General features: G+C 43.0%; 27 protein-coding genes and 2 tRNA genes. 18 read left to right on the top strand and 11 right to left on the bottom strand.

Annotated elements, in window-relative coordinates; translation table 11 throughout:
* Nucleotides 1-5: 5 nt before the first annotated feature.
* The 3 genes from DS742_RS00170 (at nucleotide 6) to DS742_RS28670 (ending at nucleotide 3,062) form a co-directional block, all read left to right on the top strand.
* On the top strand, nucleotides 6-704 hold the full coding sequence (locus tag DS742_RS00170) for an L-ribulose-5-phosphate 4-epimerase (RefSeq protein ID WP_117415017.1): 699 nt from the start codon (nucleotides 6-8) through the stop codon (nucleotides 702-704).
* Nucleotides 705-856: 152 nt separating this feature from the next.
* The gene (locus tag DS742_RS00165; RefSeq protein ID WP_117415016.1) at nucleotides 857-2,824 is read left to right on the top strand and encodes a methyl-accepting chemotaxis protein; all 1,968 of its coding nucleotides are present in this window, start codon (nucleotides 857-859) and stop codon (nucleotides 2,822-2,824) included.
* 94 nt (nucleotides 2,825-2,918) lie between these two features.
* Complete coding sequence (locus DS742_RS28670; RefSeq protein ID WP_170313314.1) at nucleotides 2,919-3,062, top strand: hypothetical protein; 144 nt, start codon at nucleotides 2,919-2,921, stop codon at nucleotides 3,060-3,062.
* Nucleotides 3,063-3,136: 74 nt separating this feature from the next.
* Here DS742_RS28670 and DS742_RS00160 read toward each other — a convergent pair whose 3' ends face one another.
* The 10 genes from DS742_RS00160 to DS742_RS29715 form a co-directional block, all read right to left on the bottom strand.
* Entirely contained in the window at nucleotides 3,137-4,810 is a 1,674-nt protein-coding gene (locus DS742_RS00160; protein WP_170313313.1) for a S8 family peptidase, read from the bottom strand.
* A gap of 34 nt (nucleotides 4,811-4,844) precedes the next feature.
* The gene (locus tag DS742_RS00155; protein ID WP_170313312.1) at nucleotides 4,845-6,515 is read right to left on the bottom strand and encodes a S8 family peptidase; all 1,671 of its coding nucleotides are present in this window, start codon (nucleotides 6,513-6,515) and stop codon (nucleotides 4,845-4,847) included.
* A 26-nt stretch (nucleotides 6,516-6,541) separates the two neighbouring features.
* Nucleotides 6,542-6,712 (bottom strand): hypothetical protein, encoded by a 171-nt coding sequence (locus tag DS742_RS28665; protein ID WP_170313311.1) that lies wholly within the window; start codon nucleotides 6,710-6,712, stop codon nucleotides 6,542-6,544.
* A gap of 244 nt (nucleotides 6,713-6,956) precedes the next feature.
* Entirely contained in the window at nucleotides 6,957-8,240 is a 1,284-nt protein-coding gene (locus DS742_RS00150; RefSeq protein ID WP_117415015.1) for a LysM peptidoglycan-binding domain-containing protein, read from the bottom strand.
* A gap of 144 nt (nucleotides 8,241-8,384) precedes the next feature.
* Nucleotides 8,385-8,458 (bottom strand) — tRNA-Val (locus DS742_RS00145).
* A gap of 6 nt (nucleotides 8,459-8,464) precedes the next feature.
* A tRNA-Ala gene (locus DS742_RS00140) sits at nucleotides 8,465-8,537 on the bottom strand.
* Nucleotides 8,538-8,693: 156 nt separating this feature from the next.
* Entirely contained in the window at nucleotides 8,694-9,641 is a 948-nt protein-coding gene (locus tag DS742_RS00135; protein WP_117415014.1) for an NAD(P)-dependent oxidoreductase, read from the bottom strand.
* Between the two features lie 97 nt (nucleotides 9,642-9,738).
* Entirely contained in the window at nucleotides 9,739-11,424 is a 1,686-nt protein-coding gene (locus DS742_RS00130) for a flavin monoamine oxidase family protein (protein ID WP_117415013.1), read from the bottom strand.
* A gap of 69 nt (nucleotides 11,425-11,493) precedes the next feature.
* Nucleotides 11,494-12,501: an ABC transporter substrate-binding protein gene (locus tag DS742_RS00125; RefSeq protein ID WP_117415012.1), complete on the bottom strand. Its 1,008-nt coding sequence runs from the start codon at nucleotides 12,499-12,501 to the stop codon at nucleotides 11,494-11,496.
* 75 nt (nucleotides 12,502-12,576) lie between these two features.
* Complete coding sequence (locus DS742_RS29715; RefSeq protein ID WP_278335903.1) at nucleotides 12,577-12,708, bottom strand: hypothetical protein; 132 nt, start codon at nucleotides 12,706-12,708, stop codon at nucleotides 12,577-12,579.
* 153 nt (nucleotides 12,709-12,861) lie between these two features.
* Here DS742_RS29715 and DS742_RS00120 point away from each other — a divergent pair, with 153 nt between their 5' ends.
* Nucleotides 12,862-13,671, top strand: coding sequence for a Cof-type HAD-IIB family hydrolase (locus tag DS742_RS00120; protein WP_117415011.1), 810 nt, complete (start codon nucleotides 12,862-12,864; stop codon nucleotides 13,669-13,671).
* 81 nt (nucleotides 13,672-13,752) lie between these two features.
* Nucleotides 13,753-14,052, top strand: a complete 300-nt coding sequence (locus tag DS742_RS00115; RefSeq protein ID WP_097005014.1) for a YerC/YecD family TrpR-related protein — start codon at nucleotides 13,753-13,755, stop codon at nucleotides 14,050-14,052.
* A gap of 46 nt (nucleotides 14,053-14,098) precedes the next feature.
* On the opposite strand, the gene DS742_RS00110 is transcribed toward DS742_RS00115, so the two are convergent.
* Entirely contained in the window at nucleotides 14,099-14,713 is a 615-nt protein-coding gene (locus DS742_RS00110; RefSeq protein WP_117415010.1) for a DUF1836 domain-containing protein, read from the bottom strand.
* Between the two features lie 205 nt (nucleotides 14,714-14,918).
* On the opposite strand from DS742_RS00110, the gene DS742_RS00105 reads away from it, so the two are divergent.
* From DS742_RS00105 to spoVAE, 13 genes are all read left to right on the top strand, one after another.
* On the top strand, nucleotides 14,919-15,302 hold the full coding sequence (locus tag DS742_RS00105; protein WP_117415009.1) for a RidA family protein: 384 nt from the start codon (nucleotides 14,919-14,921) through the stop codon (nucleotides 15,300-15,302).
* 215 nt (nucleotides 15,303-15,517) lie between these two features.
* Nucleotides 15,518-16,843 (top strand): bifunctional folylpolyglutamate synthase/dihydrofolate synthase, encoded by a 1,326-nt coding sequence (locus tag DS742_RS00100; protein ID WP_117415008.1) that lies wholly within the window; start codon nucleotides 15,518-15,520, stop codon nucleotides 16,841-16,843.
* Complete coding sequence (locus tag DS742_RS28660; RefSeq protein ID WP_170072532.1) at nucleotides 16,836-16,976, top strand: hypothetical protein; 141 nt, start codon at nucleotides 16,836-16,838, stop codon at nucleotides 16,974-16,976. The genes DS742_RS00100 and DS742_RS28660 overlap by 8 nt, the downstream gene beginning before the upstream one ends.
* Nucleotides 16,977-16,987: 11 nt before the next feature.
* On the top strand, nucleotides 16,988-18,304 hold the full coding sequence (locus tag DS742_RS00095) for a tetratricopeptide repeat protein (RefSeq protein WP_117415007.1): 1,317 nt from the start codon (nucleotides 16,988-16,990) through the stop codon (nucleotides 18,302-18,304).
* A 141-nt stretch (nucleotides 18,305-18,445) separates the two neighbouring features.
* Nucleotides 18,446-18,787: an STAS domain-containing protein gene (locus tag DS742_RS00090; protein ID WP_117415006.1), complete on the top strand. Its 342-nt coding sequence runs from the start codon at nucleotides 18,446-18,448 to the stop codon at nucleotides 18,785-18,787.
* Nucleotides 18,788-18,797: 10 nt separating this feature from the next.
* Complete coding sequence (gene spoIIAB, locus DS742_RS00085) at nucleotides 18,798-19,232, top strand: anti-sigma F factor (RefSeq protein ID WP_117415005.1); 435 nt, start codon at nucleotides 18,798-18,800, stop codon at nucleotides 19,230-19,232.
* Between the two features lie 5 nt (nucleotides 19,233-19,237).
* Nucleotides 19,238-19,951, top strand: coding sequence for an RNA polymerase sporulation sigma factor SigF (gene sigF, locus DS742_RS00080; protein ID WP_117415004.1), 714 nt, complete (start codon nucleotides 19,238-19,240; stop codon nucleotides 19,949-19,951).
* 63 nt (nucleotides 19,952-20,014) lie between these two features.
* Entirely contained in the window at nucleotides 20,015-20,176 is a 162-nt protein-coding gene (locus DS742_RS28655) for a hypothetical protein (RefSeq protein WP_170313310.1), read from the top strand.
* Nucleotides 20,173-20,799: a stage V sporulation protein AA gene (locus DS742_RS00075; protein ID WP_117415099.1), complete on the top strand. Its 627-nt coding sequence runs from the start codon at nucleotides 20,173-20,175 to the stop codon at nucleotides 20,797-20,799. The genes DS742_RS28655 and DS742_RS00075 overlap by 4 nt, the downstream gene beginning before the upstream one ends.
* Nucleotides 20,786-21,214: a stage V sporulation protein AB gene (locus tag DS742_RS00070; protein WP_170313309.1), complete on the top strand. Its 429-nt coding sequence runs from the start codon at nucleotides 20,786-20,788 to the stop codon at nucleotides 21,212-21,214. The genes DS742_RS00075 and DS742_RS00070 overlap by 14 nt, the downstream gene beginning before the upstream one ends.
* A 30-nt stretch (nucleotides 21,215-21,244) precedes the next feature.
* Nucleotides 21,245-21,697, top strand: coding sequence for a SpoVA/SpoVAEb family sporulation membrane protein (locus tag DS742_RS00065; protein ID WP_117415002.1), 453 nt, complete (start codon nucleotides 21,245-21,247; stop codon nucleotides 21,695-21,697).
* A 32-nt stretch (nucleotides 21,698-21,729) separates the two neighbouring features.
* Nucleotides 21,730-22,746 (top strand): stage V sporulation protein AD, encoded by a 1,017-nt coding sequence (spoVAD, locus tag DS742_RS00060; protein WP_117415001.1) that lies wholly within the window; start codon nucleotides 21,730-21,732, stop codon nucleotides 22,744-22,746.
* Between the two features lie 18 nt (nucleotides 22,747-22,764).
* A complete protein-coding gene (spoVAE, locus tag DS742_RS00055) occupies nucleotides 22,765-23,121 on the top strand; it encodes a stage V sporulation protein AE (protein WP_117415000.1) in 357 nt (118 codons plus the stop codon).
* The last annotated feature ends 224 nt before the right edge of the window (nucleotides 23,122-23,345 follow it).

The following is a 23,345-nucleotide window of genomic DNA, read 5'->3' as shown; positions in this document are numbered from 1 at the left end:
AAACTATGCTGGAGGAATTAAAACGTCAGGTTTATGAAGCTAATCTGGAGCTTCCCAGGTACGGCCTTGTGACATTTACCTGGGGGAATGTAAGTGCCATAGACAGAGACCGGGGTTATTTTGTAATTAAGCCAAGCGGTGTGGAATATGACAAGCTGCAGCCCGAGGATATGGTGGTTATGGATCTGGAGGGAAATCAGATAGAAGGCAGACTGAACCCGTCTTCCGACACACCTACCCACTTAGAACTTTATAAAGCATTCAAAGAGATCGGAGCAATCGCCCATACCCACTCATCCTGGGCCACAAGCTGGGCACAGGCAGGAAGGGGCATTCCCTGTTATGGGACCACACACGCGGATTATATGTATGGGGAGATTCCGTGTCTGCGCTGCCTGAATGAAGAAGAGATAAACGGTGCGTATGAAAAGAATACGGGGCTTCTGATCGTAGAGTATTTAAAAGATAAGGAATATATGGCAGTACCTGCCTGCCTCTGCAAGAATCATGGTCCTTTTGTATGGGGGAAGGATGCAAAGGAGGCAGTTCATAACAGCGTTGTTTTAGAAGAGGTGGCAAAGATGGCGGCGCGGTGCGAACAGATTAATCCTGATTGTAAGCCGGCACCTGCATCCCTTTTGGACAAGCACTATATGAGAAAGCATGGCGCCGGTGCATACTATGGGCAGAATTCTGCCGGATAGCGCAGATCAGGTGGATTCCTTAATGGCGTTGGGGGAATAGCTGCATTTCTAAAACAGAATGGACAATTATACCTTTGTGAAGTATACTGAAAGAAAGTTAAAAAGCAGATATTTCGACAGAATCTCTGCTAATGCACAAAGGAGGAATTGCTATGAAGAGCATAAAAGCTAAGATATTTCTTTATATGGCTTTAACAGTTTTTTTCTCTCTTACAGCAGTTGGCGGTATCAGTATTTATTTAAATTATTACAGCATGATCGGAACCATGAACCAGTCCATGACGGAGCTGGCGGTGACTGCGTCTGAGCGGGTTGCAAAGGAACTGGATATCTATAAGAACCTTGCTTATGAAGCGGGAAGCATTGCCAGACTGGCTAATCCGGAGACAAGTATAGAAGAAAAAAAGTCCATTATTGACCAGAGATCCAAGACCCACGGGTTCCAAAGGGGTAATATTATAGGAGTGGACGGAATCAGTATCTTCGATGGAAAAGACTATTCTGACAGGGATTATTTTAAACGCTCCATCAAAGGGGAGATGGCGGTATCGGAACCACTAATCAGTAAGGTCACGGGACAGATGACCATTATCATATCAGCTCCTCTGTGGGAGAAAGGAATTCCCGGAACGAAAGTGGTGGGAGTGGTTTATTTTGTTCCTAAGGAGACTTTTTTAAATGATATTACTGCCTCCATTCAGATCAGTAAGGGTTCAAACTCTTATCTTCTTAACCAGTCCGGAAAGGTGATTGCGGATCCGGATATGGAAAAGGTTTCAGGCAACATTAACGTGCAGGAAAGTGCTGCAAAGGACTCCGGACTGGCAGAATTGGCATCATTAGAATCGAAAATGACACAGGGAAAGAGTGGATTTGACCGTTATGAAAGAGATGGCCGGAAGATGTTTCTGTCTTATGCTCCGGTTGCGGGAACGGATGGCTGGAGCATTGGAATCAGTGCTCCTATGTCAGATTTTATGGGATCAACCAAAACAGCCAGCACGGTTACTCTGATACTGATAGCCCTGTTTCTGGTAATTGCAGCTGCAGTATCAGCAGCGCTGGCAGGTAAGATTGCAAGGCCCATTACCGCATGTGCAGGCAGACTGAAGCTTCTTTCGGAAGGTGATCTTGATACCCCGGTAGCGGATATAAAAAACAGAGACGAAACAGGTATTCTGGCCGATGCAACCCGGGATCTGGTTCAGAGACTTGGGCTGATTATCGGAGACGTGGATTGCCTTCTTCATGAGATGGCAGCAGGGAATCTGACTGTCAGCAGCACCTGTGATACGGCATACTCAGGCGGTTTTAAGGGGATACATGAGGCGATGCACCAGTTAAAGGTACAGCTTTCAGATACTCTTTTAAGCATCAGCCGTTCTTCCGGGGAAGTGGCAGCAGGAGCGGACCAGGTTTCTGCAGGAGCCCAGGCACTGTCCCAGGGAACCACACAACAGGCAGGCTCCATAGAGGAGCTGGCAGCCACCATAGGTGACATAGCAAAGCAGGTGGAAGGGAATGCAAAGAGTGCCCGCAAAGCAAGTCTCCAGGCAAAGGAAACAGCAAAAGAGCTGAAAAGCGGTAAAGAGCAGATGCAGAAGATGACGGAAGCCATGGCTGAGATTTCCCAGACGTCCGGAGAAATCGGAAAAATAATAAAGACAATTGAAGACATTGCGTTCCAGACGAATATATTGGCACTGAATGCGGCAGTTGAGGCTGCACGGGCAGGAGAAGCGGGAAAAGGCTTCGCAGTCGTTGCAGATGAAGTGAGAAACTTAGCTTCCAAGAGTGCGGAGGCATCGAAGAGTACATCGGTGCTGATTGAAAATTCCTACCAGTCTGTACAGCATGGCACAGTTATTGCTTCGGAAACAAAAGAATCACTGGACCGGATTGCTGCTGCTTCTGAAAGAACCTTAACTCTCATCAATGCGATATCCGAAGCATCAGGGGAACAGGCTGTTTCCATCAGTCAGGTAAATCAGGGCATTGACCAGATATCAAGCGTAGTCCAGACAAACTCGGCAACAGCGGAAGAAAGTGCGGCTACCAGCGAAGAACTTTCCGGCCAGGCTCAGATATTAAAGGATTTAATCGACAGATTTCGACTATAATCGATTTCATTAAAATAGCGTTAAGATTCCTCCCAATCTCTTTCTTTTTATGGAAGATATTACTAAAATAGAAGGGTAGAAGGAGGGATGATTTATGGGGTTCATTATAGTTTTGCTTATGGCAGTTTATGCAGTCATTGGTGGACTGACTACGCTTTATCTGTTTTTTAGTTTCCCGGCAGTGATCGTCTGGAAATTTTACAGAAAATTTAAATATGGAATTTCTGTTTTTTACTGAAACTGCGGTCAAAAATAACAGGCACCGGATTATCCCTATATCAGGAAGTCCGGTGCCTGTCGCAATAAGTAAGGTCAGATATTGGTGAGCCGTTCAAATAAGTTGTTAACATTGATGCGTCCATAGCCCCAGATATTATTGGGGTAAACTTCAGAGGGGTTTCTCATGGCTCCTCTTATGATCAGACGATTGACATTATATCCGGTCAGAGTAGTATAATTTCCTCTTGAAATCCCCCATTCAAACACCATGGCGATAATTCCGGCTGCGTGGGCGCTGGCAGCTCCGGTGCCTGTTGCAGTTGTGTACTGATTGCCTGGAACTGCACATGGAATCTGGTAGCCGGGAGCTGCTATATCAGGCTTAACCAGTCCGTTTCTGGTATAACCTCTGCTGGATTCAGGAAGGATACCGTCGGTAAACTGATTATAGGCCGTGACTGTCAGCTGATAGGCTCCATTACCCGGAGACGTGATAGTAGTATCCGGATTGGGGATCAGAAAAAATGTATTATCTGAAATGATCGTTCCGTTGGGGAGCCAGCAGTGAAAGAAGAATGCCTCATTTTCCAGGCTTTGGGCACGTAAGTACCACACTCCGGGCTGGGGATTCTGAAACCGGATTAATATAAGCTGATCACCTGTTTCTTCTTCAAAAATGATATTGTTTACCCATACAATACTTTGCGTAAAGATAAAGTTGAATTTCCGGCAGTCTGCGATTGCAGGATAAATACGCTGGGTTGATTCTCTGTTTGGAGTTGAAATATCAATGGAAATCCGTTCTGGTGCATAAGGCCAGATTTCCATCCAGAATTCTTTGTCATTTTCCCCGATTCTCAGTTCGAAATCATTGTAAAAGGGTACAACTGTAGTGCTGTTAAAATAGTGCCTCTGCTTATTTCCTTCATTTCCCGCTGAAACGCAGACACCAATTCCCGGGAGCTGTACGAGATAAGTTAAGTAACTGCTTAATACTCCCTTACCGTCATGACTTCCCTGGCTTGTGCCTATGGCAATACAAATCACAAGTGGAAGATTAAGTTTCTGTGCGGTTAAAACAAGATATCTGATGCCAAGCAGGATATCAGACTCCTGAAAGCAGTAAGTATCCGCAGGTATTGAAAAAACGTTTTTTAAGTTTTCTTTGGCATCTTTCAGCTTTACAATGACAAGCTGTGAATTGGGAACCACTCCGGAGAATGTCTGATCGGAACTGAAGCTCCCGGCTGCAATGCTTGCCATAGCGGTTCCATGCCCATTGGTATCTGCAGACGGAACAGAGGAAAGGGGATCTTCCGAGGCTAAAGCCAGATTAATGGCTTCGCTGTTATACTCACTGCCGAAGGTAAATCCTTGGGGGATTGTTCCGGTCTGTATCGTCTGATCCCATATGGAAACAATACGGGTTGTTCCGTCGTTATTTCTAAAAGCGGTATGCTGGTAATCGATACCGGTATCCACGAACCCCATTAAGACGCCCTGACCCGTCAGGTTTAAAAACGGATTTCTCTGGACTGTACCAATACCTGATTTTTCTATACTAATGGTGGATTCGATGGTATAGAGAGAGGGAAACGTGTTATAGGGATGTGTTCCTAAATCACAGGGATCGGTTCCTGTTGTGGGAATATGAAGCAGTGAGCTTCGCTCTGTCAGCGGAGTGATATTGTCTCCTGTATCATAAGAGGGGACTGAGATATTGTTAATAATTAAGTCGTAATAATTATTATCCAGTATTTTAATCAAAATTAGCCTCCTATCCCCTTTCATTTGAGCCGGATCAGATGTTGGTCAGTCTACGGAACAGGTTATTTACGTCAAGTCTGCCGTATCCCCAGATATTGTTTGGATAGATGATAGAGCTATCCCGTGCTGCACCCCGGATGAGAAGCCGGTTCACATCATTACCGGTCATAGAGGTATAATTTCCTCTGCGAATTGCCCATTCCAGAATCATGGCGATTGCTCCGGCGGTATGAGCGGCTGCCGCTCCGGTTCCGGTCATGGTTCCATAGAGATTGCCGGGTACTGCACAGGGAATCTGATATCCCGGAGCTGCAATGTCCGGTTTCACTAATCCGTTTCTTGTATACCCTCTGCTGGATTCAATGAGGATGCTGTCATTGAACTGATTATAGGCAGTGACTGTCAGCTGGTTTGTTGCATTCCCCGGAGAGGTAATGGTAGTGTCAGGATTCGGGTTTAAAAAAAAGGTATCGTTTGAGATGATGTCACCGGAAGGCAGCCAGGAATGAAATGACATGGGTTCATTTTCCATGCTTTCCACCCGGATATTCCAAACACCTGGCAGGGGATCCTGAAAACGGAGCAGAATCAGCTGATCTCCGGTTTCCTCTTCAAATATGAAGTTATTTACCCATAATGTACTGTCAGTAAAAATAAAATCAAACCTTCTGCATGAACCAATTGTAGGGAAAATTGGCTGTGTGGATTCCCTGTTTGGGGTGGAAACATCAATGGATACACGGCCAAGAGCATAAGGCCATATTTCCATAAAAAACATGGGATCGTTTTCCCCGATCCTCAGTTCAAAATTATTATAATATGGAGGTGCCATTGTATTGTTAAAATAATGACGGCGGTTATTTCCTTCATTTCCTGCAGAAACGGATACTCCGATTCCAGGCAGTATGGCCAGATAATTTAAATAGCCGCTTAATGCGTCTGTTCCGTCATGACCGCCCTGGCTGCTTCCAAGAGCAATGCAGATCACCAGCGGACGGCTGGCATTCTGGGCATATGTTTCCAGATAGCGGACACCCAGCATAATATCAGATTCCTGATAACAGATAACGTCCGGCCGTACAAAATTGATATCTCTTAAATTCTGCTTTGGATCTTTTAATTTCACAACTACCAGTTCTGCTTCCGGTACGATACCCGTGAAAGAGTTTTCCGGATTGTACCTGCCGGCAATGATGCTTGCGACAGAGGTTCCGTGTCCGATTGTATCCGTGGTAGGGACGATAGATAAGGGATCATCCGATCTTAAAGCGATGTTGATGGATTCTCTGTTATATTCTGATCCGAAAGTAAAGCCTGCTGGCGGATTATTGCTCTGGATGGATTGATCCCAGATGGAAAGAATCCTGGAAGTATTATCATTGTAAAGAAACGCCTGGTGTCTGTAATCAATTCCTGTATCAATGATTCCAATAATAACTCCCCGGCCTGTCAGATTCAGAAAAGGATTTCTCTGCACAGGACCAATCCCTGACTTTTCTATGCTGATGGTAGAGTTTAGCGTATACAGAGTCGGAAAGGTGTGATATGGATATTCTCCCAGCAGGCAGGGGGTTGAACCAGCTGCCGGTATATGGAGCAGGGAATGCCTGAAATTAATCATGGTTATATCTTCTGAACCATAAGTGGGAATCGAAACATTATTAATTATCAGATCATAATAATCGTTATCCAGAATCTTTTCCAAAAGACAGTCCTCCGGTCTGTTTTGCCTTATTTTGCTGGGTGGGTTCCTAAGTTACAGGGATCTGGGGACACTACGGGTATATGCAGCAGGGAGAAAGGCTCACTTACCGGGGGTATATTATCCCCGGTATTATAATTTGATATGATTGTATTACCTATAATCAGGTCGTAGTAATTATTGTCCAGTATTTTGTTCAACTGAGATCCTCCCATCTTATACTGAGGGCATATATGATATGTTTATGCAGCAGGAATTGTATTATGAAAGAGGGAGCGGGAATGAAAAAAAGTTACATGGTCAGATATTGGTAACTCGCTGAAAAAGTTCGTTAACATCTGACATACCGAATTCCAAGATCCGGTGGCATAAGCAGCAGCGCCTGTGCCGGTCAGCGTTCTGCAGCGGTTCCGGGCAGTGCACAGGGGATCGTCTGATTTTAATCTAAAGTTTTTTTATGTAGTATTGAGTATTAATAACAAACCACATCTGAGCATCGAATTTCATAATTGTCCAAAAAGACAGACCCTGGAGATTGAATTCAGGTACCAGCATTGTTCGGGCATCAAAGCTTCTTGCGTCTTTAAACCATATGACATGTAAAACTTCATCACTATCCACATAGTAGAAATAAGGAGATTGTGCCGGTTTATTATATTGTATTGCAATATTGTTTTCTGCAGCTATTTGAACTGCGTCATTATTGGTTAAGACGGTAGCCCCTGAGGCTCCTGGAATATAAGGAAGTGTCCAGTCATAGCCAGCTGTGGTGATCCCCAGAAATATTTTTTCAGGAGGTATAATAGTTACCACAAATTTTAATAAATCTATGAGTAAATTAACGGGAAAAATTGAGCTTGGATATCCAAAAGTCCTGGCCCATTCATATGAGGCAAATATAATTCCGTCGACATATTCAGATAATCTTGAATAGTCCAGTTGATCAAAACTCATGCCAGTATTATTAACATTTGTAACGGGTGTAATGGTAATCAGTATTGTATAGCCTTCTGAATGAAAAACCTGATATGCTCTCTTCAAATACTGTGAGAGGTTGTCAATGTTGTCATAATTAATGTCATCAATATATATGTTTATACCATGATATCCTTTTTCTTTTATAACTTGAAGAGAGTTTTGAATAAGCATATCCTGTATTGGTGGATTATTTAAAATATAATAGTTCGCTTCCCGGTTAACCATTCCGTCTTCCGTAAGGGTCGAAACAAACATAATCGGCGAAACACCATAAGATACTGCCAGCTGAATAAGCTCCGCATCGTCAGCAGCAGGAATTATTTCCCCCCCGGCTGTAGCCTTGTAATTGAAGATGGTCAGATAGGATAAAAAAGGAAGTGTTTTTATTAAAACGGATCTGTCTATATAAGAAAAAGTATATCCGCTGGTGATTATGGATTGAGTTCTGCTTGTTTGATATTGTATTACAATGGTTTCACCTGCATAGAGCTGTTTCTGGTCAGAGAGGAATGGGTTGTTTCTTAATAGTTCCATAGGTGAAACATTATGCTGCTTAGCAATACTCTCCAAAGAATCACCAGGACGGATTTTGTAGGTGGTTTCAGGCTGTACAATCACAATGGTTTGGCCAATTGCTAAATTATCCGGGTTTGTAATTCCGTTTTCCATTATCAATCTGTCAGCAGAGATCTTATAATATTCTGATATTGAATAGATGGTTTCACCGGATTGAACAATGTGTATGATCATGAATTCCCTCAAATAATACTTTTCATATAATTATATGCTGATCATATAAATCCATAACATGGCACTATCCCTAAAAATGTACAAAAACACCGGAATCCCCTGTATTTACAAGTGATTCCGGTGTTTTGGCTGTTTATAGAAAAATGGAAGTAATGGGGCTCGAACCCATGACCTTTCGCGTGTGAGGCGAACGCTCATCCCGGCTGAGCTATACTTCCATTTCATGGAGATAGCGAGACTCGAACTCGTGGCCTATGCGTTGCGAACGCATCGCTCTCCCAGCTGAGCTATATCCCCTTGTCTAAATTATAGCATGAAGATTCTGAATTACAAGTATTATTTGCACAAATAGAAAAATATTTTTCTGACTTTTATGTGGATTTTGTTGCATGAAATTTCCATTTTTGAAAGAATAAGAGGCATCCCAATGCATGATGCCCCTCTGTTTTATTCTTATAGAATTTTATTAATCTGGTCGCCTTCCATCCACTTTTTCAGATTCTCAAATACGATTTCTGCTCTTAACTTCATGGATTCTGCAGATGCAAAAGCGATATGAGGAGTGACGATGGTATTCTTGCAGTTTAAAAGGGGGTGGGCAGTATCTATGGGCGGTTCATTCTCAAAAACATCGATTCCTGCACCTGCCAGATAGCCGCTGTTTAAAGCCTCGGCAAGGGCCTCTGAATCCACTACCGGACCTCTTGCAGCATTAATGATATAAGCTCCCTGTTTCATCCCGGCGATCGTATTCCTGTTGATCAAATGACGGGAATCCTCATTTAACGGACAGTGGAGACTTACGATATCGGAGCTGGAAAGCAATTCTTCCAGAGATACAAATTCCATGAAGTCCGGTTCGTTTCCGGTAATGGTACGTTTGTATCCGAGAACGCGGCATCCAAAGGCTTTGCAAAGTTCTGCGGTCCTTGTTCCGATTGCGCCGGCTCCCACAATTCCCACGGTTTTACCCTTCAGCTCGCAGCCTACCAGACCCTCTTTTGTCTTTCCTTCCCGGCAGCGGATATCAGTCTTTATAACATTACGCAGAAGTGAGAGCATAAGACCTAAGGTCAGCTCTGCCACAGCTTCCGTTGAGTAACCGGCTGCATTGCTGACAGCAATATTATTATTTTTCGCAGCTTCCAGATTCACATGATCAACACCTGTAAAAGCAACATCTATAAATTTTAAGTTCCTGCAGGCAGTTATTACTTCTCCGCTTAGAGGCATATTGGCAATCATAATGACATCAGCATCCTGAGCTTCTTCGATCTGAACTTTCGCATCAGTATTTTTTTCAAAAGCCGTAAAACTGTGGCCTGCATCGGTCAATGGCTTTGCATATTCATTAAGCAGACTGTCCGGTATCCCAAGAGATTCTAATAGTACGATATTCATATGTATCACTCCGATCATTGATTATATTACAGGGTTTGATAAAAATGATCCTGTAAAAATAATTATAGCACCAGATGATAAAATTAAAAAGGAATAATTAGGTATTTCCATTGCTGTGAAAAGAATAGGCCAGCTGATTGGCGGCTGCCATACCTGTATATAACGCTCCCTGCATCCAGCCGTGTTTCGTAGACAAGTGTTCGCCGGCAAAGAAAATTCTTTGATTAAATTCGGGCTTTTGCATTTCATAAGCAAACAATTGCTTCTGACCTGGAAGTGACAAAGCAAAAGCTCCCCTGATGTAAGGCTCATTATCCCAAACCACTGTCTTATGATCTTCCACAATGGAATCTAAAAATCCTTCCGGCAATCCGTGAACTTCCTCCACGCTTTCTTTTATAAATTCAAATCGAAGCGGTTTTTGCATATTTCCTACTCTTGTTGCATTTAAATGATAATTATAGGAAGCGATCAGTACACCTGGTTCATTTGGAGAACAGGAAGAAGGCTCCGGACATAGAAGATGGTCTCCCGGATAGAAGATGTACTGAATCGGCAGGTCTGTCCGGGAAAATCCTCCCACCATTCGTCCGTAGCCGGTATCCTGTTCCCAAAATCGTTCCTTGCATAAAAAGAAGGTTTTCTGCGAATTCGTATAATTATATTCTAAAATAGCCTGCATTTTTAAATTACTGAAACGTGGTTTGATTTCCACTTCCCGCAGAGTGGAGTAAGGGATTGCACAGATAACGTAATCAAAAGCGTCCACAGTTCTGCTTAAATCCCGCACATTGCGGTGGGCCAGTATAATCTGACTGTTGTTTTGCAGCTGATAAATTCCTGTAACCGTCTGGCCTGGCAGGTAAGTTACAGTGCCTAGCCTGGAGGCTGGAATATTTTGATATTGGGGTAAATTGTCTGTGAAGAAGGACTGGATAAATGCATAGGGCAGGTTTACCATTCCGCCTTCTATGGTATAGGTGTTGCGGTAGTCGATGGTATACTCTTCCTGGACGGCTTCCGCATAACTGATATCAAGCAGAGCTCCGGTTCCTGGATCGACTCCTGAGATCAGGCTGATTGCTCCCTGGCTGAAACCCAGATTTTCCAGAGTCTGCCGGACGGAATAGTTCATCAAAGGCAGAATTTCCGGGGAATATTCCGGCATAATCTGTATCAGCTCTGACCGGATATCAGGCGGAAGCTGCATCATCAGATACAAAAAAGCATAGTCATTAAGCTCTGGCCAGGGAGTGCTTCGTTCCTGAGGAGTTAAATTGTATAAGGGATAAAGCATCTGCTCGATGGAATCTGTCGTTCTCAAACGGGTATTATGTACGTATAAAAAATTGTTTCGCCGCATTACAGACAGAGGACGGGTATTTAAGCCAAACAGATTGATATAGTGCCAGGTGGTTTCATGGGTGACCGGTATTCTATGTGCGCCGAATTCGTTATAGTACTTACCTTCCGAATCAAAATACCAGGTATAAACCCTTCCGCCGATTCTGCTGTCATTTGCCTCCAGAACTGTAATATCTGCTCCAAGCTTTCGAAGCTCGAACGCAGCGGACAAACCGGCCAGGCCTCCTCCTATGACACCGATTTTTATACCTTTTAGTTCTCCGAGCTGCGCATAATTTGTAATATCCGGGGGAGGACTCAGTAAACGGACAATATATTCGTAATCTTCTGGACGGCCATCCGTTTCCAATGAATTTCTGATCATTTCCCGCCGCTGTTCATTTGTGGGATTCAATACCTGATTTAATGGAACACTCATAGATTATACCTCATAATGTGACTTACAAGGGGACAATTGACTGCCGCAATGTCCCCTTTGTTTTTTTGATTATTTTGCTGCCTTCTCAGAAAACTCAGTTGTAACCAGTTCCGCATAAGGAACCCGGTCTTTCAGCTGGCCAGCCTCCTCCAGAATATTCTCTAAAAGTTCAAAGCTGTCTTTGTTAAATACAGTATCTTTTTTCCAGGTATCCTGTGCTTTGTAACGGTCTACGATTGCTGCGATGGTTTTTACATCGGTTTCCTTGAACTGGGGCTGTATTACCTTTGCGATTTCTTCGGAAGAATGGGAATTTACATATTCCAGACCCTTTTGAATGGCATTGGTAAAGTTCTGTACTGTTTCCGGGTTCTTTTCCAGATAACTTTTCTTTGCACTGTAGGCAGTATATGGGATATAGCCGGAGTCGACGCCTAAAGAAGCGACTACGAAACCGTTGCCCTCTTTTTCCAGTCCGGTAGCAAAGGGTTCAAATTCAACCGTATAATCCGCATCATTGCTGGTGAAGGCTGCTGCAGTCAGACCGAAGTTAATGCTTTGATCGATTTTCAGGTCAGCAGCAGGATCAATCCCGTTCTTTTTCAGAATGTATTCAAATACCATTTCCGGCATACCGCCGGCTCTGCCGCCCAGTACTTTTTTCCCTTTTAAATCCGACCATTTAAAATCAGGCTGTTTGCTTCTTCCAACAAGGAAATTACCTGCCCGCTGAGTCAGCTGGGCGAAATTGACTGCGTAATCCTGGGAACCGTTTGCATAAGTATAGACCGAGGCCTCAGAGCCCATAAAACCAATATCTGCATCACCGGATATGAGAGCAGTCATAACCTTGTCGGCACCGGCACCGTTGACTAAGGTTAAATCGATACCCTCGTCTTCGAAGTATCCCAGTTCAATGGCTGCATATTGAGGGGCATAAAAGATGGAATGGGCAACTTCATTTAATTTGACCGGGGTCAGTTCTGATGCTTTTGCTTTTGAACCGCAGGCGGTTAAGCTGAGTAAAGACACTCCGGTGAGAATGGCCATTATAACAGAAAAACAGGCTTTTCTCATAAAATCCTCCTTTTTTAAATCTTAATACTACATTGTATTGTTAGAATATGGGAAGGTACCTTGTCTTGAAAAATTTTAAACCAGAAAGGTCTGGGCGGATACATGGGAAAAAAGAGGCCTGATCTGTTTTCTGGACGTTGTTCTGCAGCCGGTTAAGCAGCAGATAACCATAATTGCAGTCAGAAAGATTGTAATTGTTTTTTTCATCTGGTTCTCCTCCATTCATCCTCCTGTTAAAATTCTATGTAGTCTGACAGGCAGAGTTTACGAACTATTCCATATTTTCTTATTTAAAGATGGTATATGCAGGTAAACTGTGATATACTGCTATAGTAAAATTTACAAAAGCAGGAGAAAGCAATGAAATATCGTATGATAGTGCTTGATTTGGATGGGACGCTGACGAACCGGAATAAAGAGATCACGCCCAGAACAAAAGAAGCACTTTTTGAGTTGCAACGTATGGGCGGAGTGATTGTTCTGGCTTCCGGGCGCCCCACTTATGGGATCATGCCTGTTGCAAAAGAATTAAAGCTTCATGAGACAGGCGGCTACATCTTATCCTTTAACGGAGGACGCATCATAGACTGTAAAACAGGAGAAACAATCTTTGCAAAGGAACTGCCGGTATCTTCCAACCAGAAGATTATCCGTATGGCGAAGGAATATGGAGTTAATATCTTAACTTATGAAGATGACATAATCATAACCGGGAATGCCAAAGATGAGTATGTGGGCAAGGAATCTGCTATTAATAAACTGGCTGTGAGGGAAGTGGAAGATATGGAAAGCTACGTACAGTTTCCGGTAGTGAAATATCTGATGCTGGAAGAGGGAGACTATCTTGCCATGGTAGAACCAAAAGTTAAGGCAGCCCTTGGACGGGATTACAGCGTTTACCGTTCAGAACCATATTTCCTCGAAATCCTGCCGAAAGGAATTGATAAGGCAGAAAGCCTTAAGCGGCTTCTTGCACATCTTACTATGAGCCGGGAGGAGATGATTGCCTGCGGCGACGGTTATAATGATTTATCGATGATTGAGTACGCCGGACTGGGTGTGGCCATGGAAAATGCAGTTCTGCCTGTAAGAAAGGCGGCTGATTATGTGACTGCTTCCAATAATGACGATGGTATCGCTTTGGTAGTGGAAAAATTTATGCTTTCCTGATGTCTCAGGGGGTGGATTTTATAACGTTAATATGTTAAAATACAGTTAGACCATAAGGAATAAAAAGGGGATAGATCTCATATGAATAAAAAAATTAAGACAGATGCAGTTGACCATCTGTTTGAAGCAATTTTAACCTTAAAAACACCGGAGGAGTGCTATACGTTTTTTGAGGATGTATGTACAGTCAATGAACTGCTGAGCCTGTCTCAGAGATATGAGGTAGCTAAAATGCTCCGTGAAGGCAGAACCTATCTGGAAATCGCAGAGAAGACGGGGGCATCTACTGCTACCATCAGCCGTGTAAACCGTTCTTTAAATTACGGGAATGACGGTTATGATATGGTATTTAAGCGTCTGGAAGAGAAAAAAGAGATATAACAAAACAGGGGACAAGCCCGTTTACCGGTTCTTGTTCCCTGTTCGTTTATTTTTTCTTCTTTAATGAAGGTTCCTCTCTTAAATCATCGATAAGCTGTTCAATCACCTGCTTCTTTACATATACATCAAAAGACAGTTCGCAGATCCAGGAAAAGAGACGCAGATACTCTAAGTCTTCCCCCTCAATCCCTCTGTCTTCGTAGGTCTTGCAGGAATGCTGATACTTCTCAAGTATGTCGGATTTGATACGTTCTAAGTCTGCTTCCTCCTGTGAGAATATCTCTTTATAGACTTCTTCCAGGGGCATGCCGTCAGCTGGATTAAAATGTTTATCGGTAATTGGTCTGAAAAGCTGCTCTATATCATTAAAAGATAATAAATTCTTAAAATAGTAGATAAAAATAAGCAGAAGTATATGTTCTTTTGTATATTTCTTTTTGCTGGGAGCCGGCAGAAGATTATTCTTTGCGTAATTGTTGATCATCGTTTTTGTCAAGACCTTGTCTTCCGGATAGCGTTTTGTATCGCTTAAATGCTTATCCATGAAAGTAGTGACCTGATCCATATATAAATCAATATTTGGAATGGTTTCCGGTGTGATATACCGTAATCCATCCAGATGCTCTATAATTTTTTGCAATCGTTCCTCGTTGGTTTTCATATGTCCTCCGTTCTGCACGGGAAAGCTCCGCACATGTGATAATCCCATTAGTCATATTATATAGTATTCAATACCAGATGACAAGAGGTAAAAACAACCCGCAAGCTAAATATTTTTGAGTATACCAAAAACATTTTCTTGACTTTTGAGGAATGTGTGTTAATCTAGAAATATCATTGTAATGAACGAAAGGAGATACATCATTATGAAAAAAGTTTTGGCGACAGAAAAGGCTCCGGCAGCAATTGGTCCTTATTCTCAGGGAGTCCGCGGGGGCGATTATGTGTTCGTGTCCGGTCAGCTTCCCATTGACCCGGGTACCGGTACATTTGCAGGTGAGGATATTGCATCTCAGACGAGACAGTCTTTAACTAATATAAAGGCCATATTGGAAAGCGGCGGTTTATCCATGGATCAGGTGGTTAAAACAACCGTATTATTAAAGAATATCAATGATTTTGCGGCTATGAATGAAGTATATGCAACCTTTTTCCAGGGAGAATGTCCTGCCAGAGCGGCATTCGCAGTGGCAGCTCTTCCCAAAGATGCGCTGGTGGAGATTGAAGCCATCGCTTATTGCGGAGAATAAAAAGTAATATGGAATAGTAAGAAAGGGGATGCCGGCAAACGGGTATTCCCTCTTTTATTTCCCTCCAGAAAGGTGCGTTTACGGGCAACATGTAGAAATAAAGGGCTTTTTGCGAAAGAAATGGGTTGCATATTGGCAGACTTATATTATAATTAATTGAGGAAGCTGGATTATTCCGTTTTTATGAATTTAGACAGGAAGTTGGTACTTAAAGGATGAGATTTGAAGAAACGGCAGAGGAGTATTTAAGCCGTATCCCGATGTGGACGAAAAAGAAGAATTCACTGGAAGTGATCAGGAAGTTTTTGGAAGAGATGGGCAATCCTGATGAAACCATGAGAATCATTCATGTTGCCGGGACCAATGGGAAAGGTTCTGTATGTGCCTTTTTGCAATCTGTATTCTTAAGTGCAGGATATAAAGTGGGTACATTTACCTCCCCCCATCTGATCCAGATCAGAGAACGGTTTTGTGTAAATGGTGAGATGGCATCGGAATCAGCTTTTTTAAACAGTTTCCGGACGGTGAAAGCACTGTCTGAACGGATGCTGGAACTGGGATACAGCCATCCGTCCTATTTTGAATTTTTATTTTATATGGCCATGGACTTATTTCAAAAGTCAGACGTTGATCTTGTTATATTGGAAGTCGGGTTAGGAGGAAGACTTGATACAACCAATGTCATCCGCAGGCCGCTGGTATCTGTCATCACTTCCGTCAGTCTGGACCACACGGAATATTTAGGTGATACAGTGGAAAAGATCGCTTTGGAGAAGGCAGGAATCATTAAGAACAAAATTCCGGTGGTTTTTGACGGAAACCGGCAGAATGTTTCGGAAGTGATCCGGAAAAGGGCTGTGGAACAGGAAGCTCCTTATTATGAGACGGACAGGCGGTGTTACCGGATTGCCGGATCGGAAAACAATTGCTTCCATGCAGAGTTTACCGGTATAAAAGGAGATGTGTACAAAGCAGTGATTCCTTCACCTGCAGAATATCAGGTCATGAATGCACTTCTCGCTTTACGGGCAGCGGAAGTATCCGGTCTGTTAGATGATATGGAACCGGAAAGAGCAAAAGCAAAGATCCGGGAAGGTTTTCTTGGAATGCGGTGGCCTGCAAGGATGGAGGAGGTACAGCCCGGAGTCTTCCTTGATGGGGCACATAATCCGGGAGGAATTGAGGAGTTTGTAAAGGCTGCCTCCAACTTGTGTGCTGTCAGGAAAAAAAGAGCAAATCTCTTGTTTTCTGCTGTATCCGATAAGAATTATCATGATATGATAAGGATCATTGCAGCCGGTCTGCCGCTTCATGAAGTGGCAGTAACCCATATAGATTCTGACAGAGGGACAGAAACAGAAGCAGTTTTTCATGAGTTTGAAGAGATGGTTAACTGTAAGATAACAGGATTTCAGAACGCAGAGGATGCATTATTTTATATGCTTCATAATCAGGATGAGGATCATCTGCTGTTTTGTGCAGGCTCCCTGTATTTGATGGGTGAGATAAAAGCGGTTTTAAGGAGGAATGGATATGATTGATTTTGATTCTGAGATAAAAGACTACAGGCCCAGCCTGGAGGTCGACGCAGTTGAAGATGCCATTGTAAGAAGTGATTTAACGGATATGAATGATCTTATGATGAATCTTATAAAAGAAGTCAGCAAGGAATAGGCGGATAAAATATGGATTATGAAAGAAAAATCCGGGTGATTGCAAACAGCTATTATAATATGGGATTGGAGAAGGCTAAGTTAAGAGATTTAACCGGATCAGCCGATTGTTTAAAAAAGTGTCTTCATTTTAATAAATATATGACAGACGCAAGGAATCTTCTTGGCCTCATCTACTATGAGGCAGGAGAGGTCGGTGACGCACTGGTTCAATGGGTTATCAGCAAGAATTTACAGCATGAAGATAACCGTGCCGACTATTACCTGGAAGCAATTCAGAAGAAAAAAGGCACCATGGATCTGGAACGGAAGGCAGTGCGCCGGTTTAATCAGGCTCTGGCTTACGTCAAAAGCGGCAGTGAGGATCTTGCCATTCTGCAGCTGAATAAAGCGGTTGAGGACAAGCCTAATTATGTAAAAGCCCAGCTTTTAACTGCTCTTTTGTGCATCGTCAGGGAGGATTACCAGAAGGCGGGAAAAGCGGTAAATAAAGTGCTTTCAATTGACCATAATCATCCGAAAGCGCTTTATTATAAATCAATTGTTAAAGAGTCCGGTCCCAAGGCAAAACCAGAGCGGGAACCGGAAAAAAGAAAATTTAAGAATGTATCATCCCACAGGCAGATGCAGGATGATGATGTTATTATCCCGCCAAGCTATAAAGAAAACACCAGGGATCAGGCGGTTTTAAATATTCTGGCAGGCCTTTTGCTTGGAGCTGCAGTGGTGTTCTTCATGGTTATGCCGGCGAACACGAAAGCCATTAACGATAACCATAACAAAGAGATGTTAAAATACAGCGAGCAGTTAAGCCAGGCCAATCAAAAGGCGGATCTTTTAACCCAGCAGCTGAATACTCTGGAATCAGATAAAAAGACAGCGGAGGAATCACTGGCATCCTTAACCAATAATTCTGACAGCGTTCTGGCCCAGTATCAGGCTGTGATCGGAATTTTGCAGGCGTATAAAAAGGATGATTTTCCATCTGCAGTTAAGATCTATGCAGGACTTAATCCGGAGCTGATTGCTTCCGCAGATGTTCAGGCAATTATTGTTGAGATAAAAAAGGATATGGCGCAGAAAGGCTGTCCCATTTTGGAAAGCCTGGGTGATAAAGCCATGGAAGCGGGGGACAGTCAGTCTGCCCTTAACAATTATTTAAAATGTATTGAGTTAAAACCAGACAGCTGGCAGGCGAAATTTAAGACTGCCGTTATATACAAGGGAATGGATCAGAAGGAACAGGCCAATGCATTGTTCTCTGATATCATAAATAACAGCAAAGACGAAACGTTATCTGCTAAGGCAAAAACAGAACGAGGTTTTTAATGGCAGAATTCGAAAAGACACTACAGAAGAAACATATTTTTGTGGTGCCTTTTTTTATTCTCCCGGATTATTTTTCGGCATATAAAAAACACTCTTCTCTGGTATTACGGACAGACAATAAGAAATGGAGGAGTATTGCATATGAATCAGTCACACTTTACGTACGAGGCAGACGGTCATACTTTAATTGTTCATCTGCCGGAGGAACTGGATCATCATAACTGTTCCGGGTTAAAATATGAAACAGATTTAATCCTTTCCGAGAATTATATCCGCCGCATTATATTTGATTTTTCCAAAACGGGATTTATGGATTCCTCCGGGATCGGGATCCTGCTTAACCGTTATAAGCAGATGGCATTAAGCGGAGGAAGTGTTGCCATTTACGGTGCAGGAACCCAGGCTCTTCGGATTCTTAAAATGGGAGGAATTTTAAAATTAATGAAATTATATGACTCTAAGGAAGCAGCAGTCACAGGTTGAGGAGGAACATATGTCTGAACAGAACAAACCAGAAATTCTGAAAATGGAATTGGAAGCCCTGTCCCAAAATGAAGAATTTGCCAGAGTAGCAGTTGCCGTTTTTATGGCAAGGCTGGATCCTACTCTGGAGGAAGTGGATGATGTGAAAACGGCTGTCTCAGAGGCAGTCACCAATGCGGTCATCCATGGATATCAGGGGAAGGGAGGGATCATCTACATAGAAGTAACCGTTGAAGGGCAGGAACTGACCGTTTCGATTCGGGATACAGGGATAGGAATTGCAGATATTAAACAGGCGATGGAGCCGATGTTTACCACGGATCCTGACGGGGTGCGGTCCGGTATGGGATTTTCTTTTATGGAAGCATTTATGGATCAGGTGGAAGTGAAATCAGAGCCGGATAAGGGAACTGCGGTGATCATGAAAAAGAAGATTAGCAGGTGAGCCCTATGGATGAGACCATGAGATTGATACAAATGGCTCACGAAGGAGATAAAGCGGCAAGAGACCGGCTTGTGACCGAAAATTTCGGTTTGATCTGGAGCATTGTACGCAGATTTACAGGGCGTGGTTATGAGCCTGAGGATTTATTTCAGATTGGAAGCATTGGCTTAATGAAAGCCATAGATAAATTTGATTTATCCTATGAAGTCAAATTTTCCACTTATGCAGTTCCCATGATTACCGGAGAGATCAAGCGGTTTTTACGCGATGACGGAATCATAAAAGTCAGCCGGTCCATTAAGGAAATGGGACTGAAAGTGAAAAATGTGAGGGAGGAGCTGGTTTACCGCTTTGGAAGAGAGCCCACCGTAGAAGAGATAGCGGGAGAAATCGGGGCCAGCAAAGAAGAAGTGGCAGCTTCCATAGAAGCCGGAGCCGAGGTGGAATCCTTATACCGGTCTGTCAATAAAAATGACGAAAACAGTCTTCTTCTCATTGATAAAATAGAAGAAGAAAGCTCTGCACAGGAAGAACTGTTAAACCGTATGGTACTTCGGGAATTATTAACCGATTTATCAGATAAGGACAGGGAAATTATAATACGGCGGTACTATTACAATGAGACTCAGAGCCAGATCGCGGATAAGCTTGGAATTTCCCAGGTTCAGGTATCAAGGCTGGAGAAAAAGATTTTAAAACAGATGCGTGAAAAATTATAGAATAAAAAATTTTATACGGCTCATACTAATTTTGAAAAACCAGAGAAAAGGATGTGAGCATGTATGGAATCCATGAAACATAAGCTTGTCATGACGCTTCTGGTCATATGCCTGATTGCAATCGCAGCTGCAATCTGGTATATGATAGCTGTTATGCCGGATGGCACTCAGAAGGAGGGAACACTTGTTGAGGCTGTCCCGGGATGGGAGATGATGGTTTCGTGAGCAAAACCGTATATTTAAATATCAGCGAGATAACAGAAGTGCATCACAAGGAAGTACAGCTGAAAGATGTGGCTGATGTTTACTGTGATGATTCTGCCGTTATGAATAAGTGCAATGCATTGAGGATTAAAACCATTCATTCGGACCGCAACAAGCGTTATATTGAAAGTACACTTGATGTAATTAAAAAACTGGTGGAAATGGATCCGGCTATTTCTGTCAATAACGTTGGTAAGGTGGATTATATTATAGATTACCATAAGCCGAAATCACCAAACTGGGTCTGGCAGTGGATGAAGACAATTTTTGTCTGTATTATCTGCTTCTGCGGCGCTGCCTTTGCGATTATGACATTTAACAACGATGTAAGTGTTGCGGACGTATTTAAGGAAATTTACCGAATTATTATGAGGGAGGAGTCCGGAGGGTTTACGATTCTGGAAGTGAGTTATTCGGTAGGGCTGGCTCTTGGGATTATCGGATTTTTTAATCATTTTGCGAAAATTAAGATTAATACCGATCCGACACCTCTGGAGGTGGAGATGCGTCTTTATGAAGACAATGTCAGCAAAACTTTGATCCAGAATGAAGGAAGAAAGGAGTCTGATATTGATGCTTCTTAAAGTAGTATTGCTTTGCTTTATCGGATTAAGCGCTGGCGGCATCATAGCAGCCGGCGTTTTTGCCTTTTTGGCAATTATCGGTGTATTTCCCCGCCTGATTGGATTTACTCATACGAAGAAACACATTATGCTTTATGAAACATGTATTATACTTGGAGGTGTGCTGGGAAATATCTATGATATCTATGAATTTCCAATCGGATTCGGAGGAAATATATTTCTTGGAATTTACGGATTAGCAGTGGGGATATTTGTGGGCTGTCTGGTAATGTCTCTCGCTGAAACATTAAAAGCGCTTCCGGTCATCAGCAGGAGAATTAATCTTGGAGTAGGACTGCAATATATTATTCTATCCATTGCCCTTGGAAAGCTGACCGGTTCCCTTGTATTTTTTGCTGAACGTTTCGGTCAGTAACATCATGAATTTACAAAATGGAGGAAAAGAATGGAAGTAAATAAAAAAGCCTATGAAGCCTATGTAAAGGAAGTAACACCCGTTAATAAAAAAATACCAAACATTATAAAAGCTTTTCTGGTAGGAGGAATTATCTGCACAATAGGCCAGATCTGCACCACATTAATTATGAATTATGGAGTGGAAAAAGAAACTGCATCAGCCTGGACCACGCTGATTTTAATTGCAGCCAGCGTGATTCTCACAGGACTTAATATTTATCCTAAAATAACCAAGTTCGGCGGAGCCGGAGCCCTTGTTCCCATAACCGGCTTTGCAAACTCTGTAGTGGCACCTGCTGTGGAGTTTAAAGCAGAAGGGCAGGTATTTGGCATTGGCTGTAAAATCTTTACGATTGCCGGTCCGGTAATTCTTTACGGAATATTAAGCTCCTGGATACTGGGGGTGATTGCCTATGTCCTGAAAGCGTTCGGCATTGTCTAGAACAAACTTGAAAGAGAAAAGGAGTGAGAAACATGCAGGTTGGAAAAGCAAGCATTAAATTTGAAGAACCTCCGGTGATTGAAAGCATGGCTTCCATAGTCGGAAAAAAAGAAGGAGAAGGGCCGCTTGGCAAACTTTTTGATGTAGTGGAACAGGATGATATGTTCGGAGCAGATACCTGGGAGAAAGCGGAGAGTGCCCTTCAGAAACAGACAGCAGATCTTGCAATTGAAAAAGGGGATATCCGGAAAAAAGATATCAGGTATCTCTTTGCCGGAGACTTACTGGGACAGCTGATTGCCACGTCATTTGGAACTGTGGATTTAGAAATACCTTTGTTTGGCCTTTTCGGTGCATGCTCCACCATGGGAGAAGCCTTAAATCTTGGATCCATGACAGTTGCAGGGGGTTATGCAGACAAAGTTATGGCAATGGCTTCCAGCCATTTCGCAACAGCCGAAAAACAGTTTCGTTTTCCGCTGAGTTACGGAAACCAGCGTCCTTTTTCCGCCTCCTGGACAGTGACCGGCTGCGGGGCAGTCATTCTCTCAAAAAACAAAAAAGAAGGAATTGCAGCTATTACCGGTATTACAACCGGCCGAATGATTGATATGGGGATCAAAGATTCCATGAATATGGGAGCAGCCATGGCACCGGCAGCGTTTCATACCATTCAGCAGAATTTTGATGATTTCAATGTGGATGAGAATTATTATGATAAAATCATAACAGGAGATCTTGGACAGGTTGGCCGCGCCATTCTCCTGGATTTCATGAAAAACAAAGGGCATGATCTGGAAACCATTCATACAGACTGCGGGATTGAGATTTTTGATCCGGATTCCCAGGATACACATGCGGGCGGAAGCGGCTGCGGATGTGCAGCATCAACGCTCTGTTCTTATATATTGCCGAAAATTAAGGATGGAACGTGGAAGCGGGTTTTATTTGTGCCCACAGGAGCACTGCTGTCCACTGTCAGCTTCAATGAAGGAGAAACCATTCCCGGCATCGCTCATGGAGTTGTTATTGAGCATATTGGTAATTAATTCGGAAAGGAGACAGCTATGGAATATGTAAAAGCATTTTTAGTTGGTGGAGCAATCTGTGCAGTGGTTCAGGTTGTGATGGATAATACCAAGCTTATGCCCGGGCGGATTATGGTGCTTTTAGTGGTAATCGGAAGCATTCTTGGAGCCTTTGGGATTTATCAGCCTTTTAGTGAATGGGCTGGAGCAGGAGCAACAGTTCCTTTGCTGGGATTTGGAAATTCCCTGTGGAAAGGTGTCTTAAAAAGCATGGGAGAGGACGGCTTTCTGGGAGTTTTTAAAGGCGGATTCACTGCGAGTGCAGTGGGAATATCCGGCGCTCTGATTTTTGGATATCTTGGATCAATTATATTCAAGCCCAAAATGAAAAGTTGAGTTAATTCTATAAATATAATAAAAAAAGGGCATCGAACCTGTGCAGGTTTGATGCCCTTATGTGTGTGCGCCTTGCGGCGCACGTTTCTAATGGGTGAAAGTCCCTAATCCGCCCTAGTAGTGGGAAGGATACAGCCAAGACCAACACTCTAATCCAAGAGATAAGGACAGGTAAATATAAACCCAATCCAGTTCGACGGGTAGAAATACCCAAAGAAACAAAA

The organism is Lacrimispora amygdalina, from assembly GCF_003432035.1.
Lineage (GTDB): Bacteria > Bacillota > Clostridia > Lachnospirales > Lachnospiraceae > Lacrimispora > Lacrimispora amygdalina.
The sequence above is the reverse complement of the archived record's forward strand: the minus strand, read 5'-3'. Positions and strand labels throughout refer to the sequence as shown.

Bases quoted from the DNA above. Each gene is read 5' to 3' on its own strand.
- DS742_RS00170 (WP_117415017.1), top strand. From the start codon at position 6: ATGCTGGAGGAATTAAAACGTCAGGTTTATGAAGCTAATCTGGAGCTT.
- DS742_RS00165 (WP_117415016.1), top strand. From the start codon at position 857: ATGAAGAGCATAAAAGCTAAGATATTTCTTTATATGGCTTTAACAGTT.
- DS742_RS28670 (WP_170313314.1), top strand. From the start codon at position 2,919: ATGGGGTTCATTATAGTTTTGCTTATGGCAGTTTATGCAGTCATTGGT.
- DS742_RS00150 (WP_117415015.1), bottom strand. From the start codon at position 8,240: ATGATCATACACATTGTTCAATCCGGTGAAACCATCTATTCAATATCA.
- DS742_RS00135 (WP_117415014.1), bottom strand. From the start codon at position 9,641: ATGAATATCGTACTATTAGAATCTCTTGGGATACCGGACAGTCTGCTT.
- DS742_RS00130 (WP_117415013.1), bottom strand. From the start codon at position 11,424: ATGAGTGTTCCATTAAATCAGGTATTGAATCCCACAAATGAACAGCGG.
- DS742_RS00125 (WP_117415012.1), bottom strand. From the start codon at position 12,501: ATGAGAAAAGCCTGTTTTTCTGTTATAATGGCCATTCTCACCGGAGTG.
- DS742_RS29715 (WP_278335903.1), bottom strand. From the start codon at position 12,708: ATGAAAAAAACAATTACAATCTTTCTGACTGCAATTATGGTTATCTGC.
- DS742_RS00120 (WP_117415011.1), top strand. From the start codon at position 12,862: ATGAAATATCGTATGATAGTGCTTGATTTGGATGGGACGCTGACGAAC.
- DS742_RS00115 (WP_097005014.1), top strand. From the start codon at position 13,753: ATGAATAAAAAAATTAAGACAGATGCAGTTGACCATCTGTTTGAAGCA.
- DS742_RS00110 (WP_117415010.1), bottom strand. From the start codon at position 14,713: ATGAAAACCAACGAGGAACGATTGCAAAAAATTATAGAGCATCTGGAT.
- DS742_RS00105 (WP_117415009.1), top strand. From the start codon at position 14,919: ATGAAAAAAGTTTTGGCGACAGAAAAGGCTCCGGCAGCAATTGGTCCT.
- DS742_RS00100 (WP_117415008.1), top strand. From the start codon at position 15,518: ATGAGATTTGAAGAAACGGCAGAGGAGTATTTAAGCCGTATCCCGATG.
- DS742_RS28660 (WP_170072532.1), top strand. From the start codon at position 16,836: ATGATTGATTTTGATTCTGAGATAAAAGACTACAGGCCCAGCCTGGAG.
- DS742_RS00095 (WP_117415007.1), top strand. From the start codon at position 16,988: ATGGATTATGAAAGAAAAATCCGGGTGATTGCAAACAGCTATTATAAT.
- DS742_RS00090 (WP_117415006.1), top strand. From the start codon at position 18,446: ATGAATCAGTCACACTTTACGTACGAGGCAGACGGTCATACTTTAATT.
- spoIIAB (WP_117415005.1), top strand. From the start codon at position 18,798: ATGTCTGAACAGAACAAACCAGAAATTCTGAAAATGGAATTGGAAGCC.
- sigF (WP_117415004.1), top strand. From the start codon at position 19,238: ATGGATGAGACCATGAGATTGATACAAATGGCTCACGAAGGAGATAAA.
- DS742_RS28655 (WP_170313310.1), top strand. From the start codon at position 20,015: ATGGAATCCATGAAACATAAGCTTGTCATGACGCTTCTGGTCATATGC.
- DS742_RS00065 (WP_117415002.1), top strand. From the start codon at position 21,245: ATGGAAGTAAATAAAAAAGCCTATGAAGCCTATGTAAAGGAAGTAACA.
- spoVAD (WP_117415001.1), top strand. From the start codon at position 21,730: ATGCAGGTTGGAAAAGCAAGCATTAAATTTGAAGAACCTCCGGTGATT.
- spoVAE (WP_117415000.1), top strand. From the start codon at position 22,765: ATGGAATATGTAAAAGCATTTTTAGTTGGTGGAGCAATCTGTGCAGTG.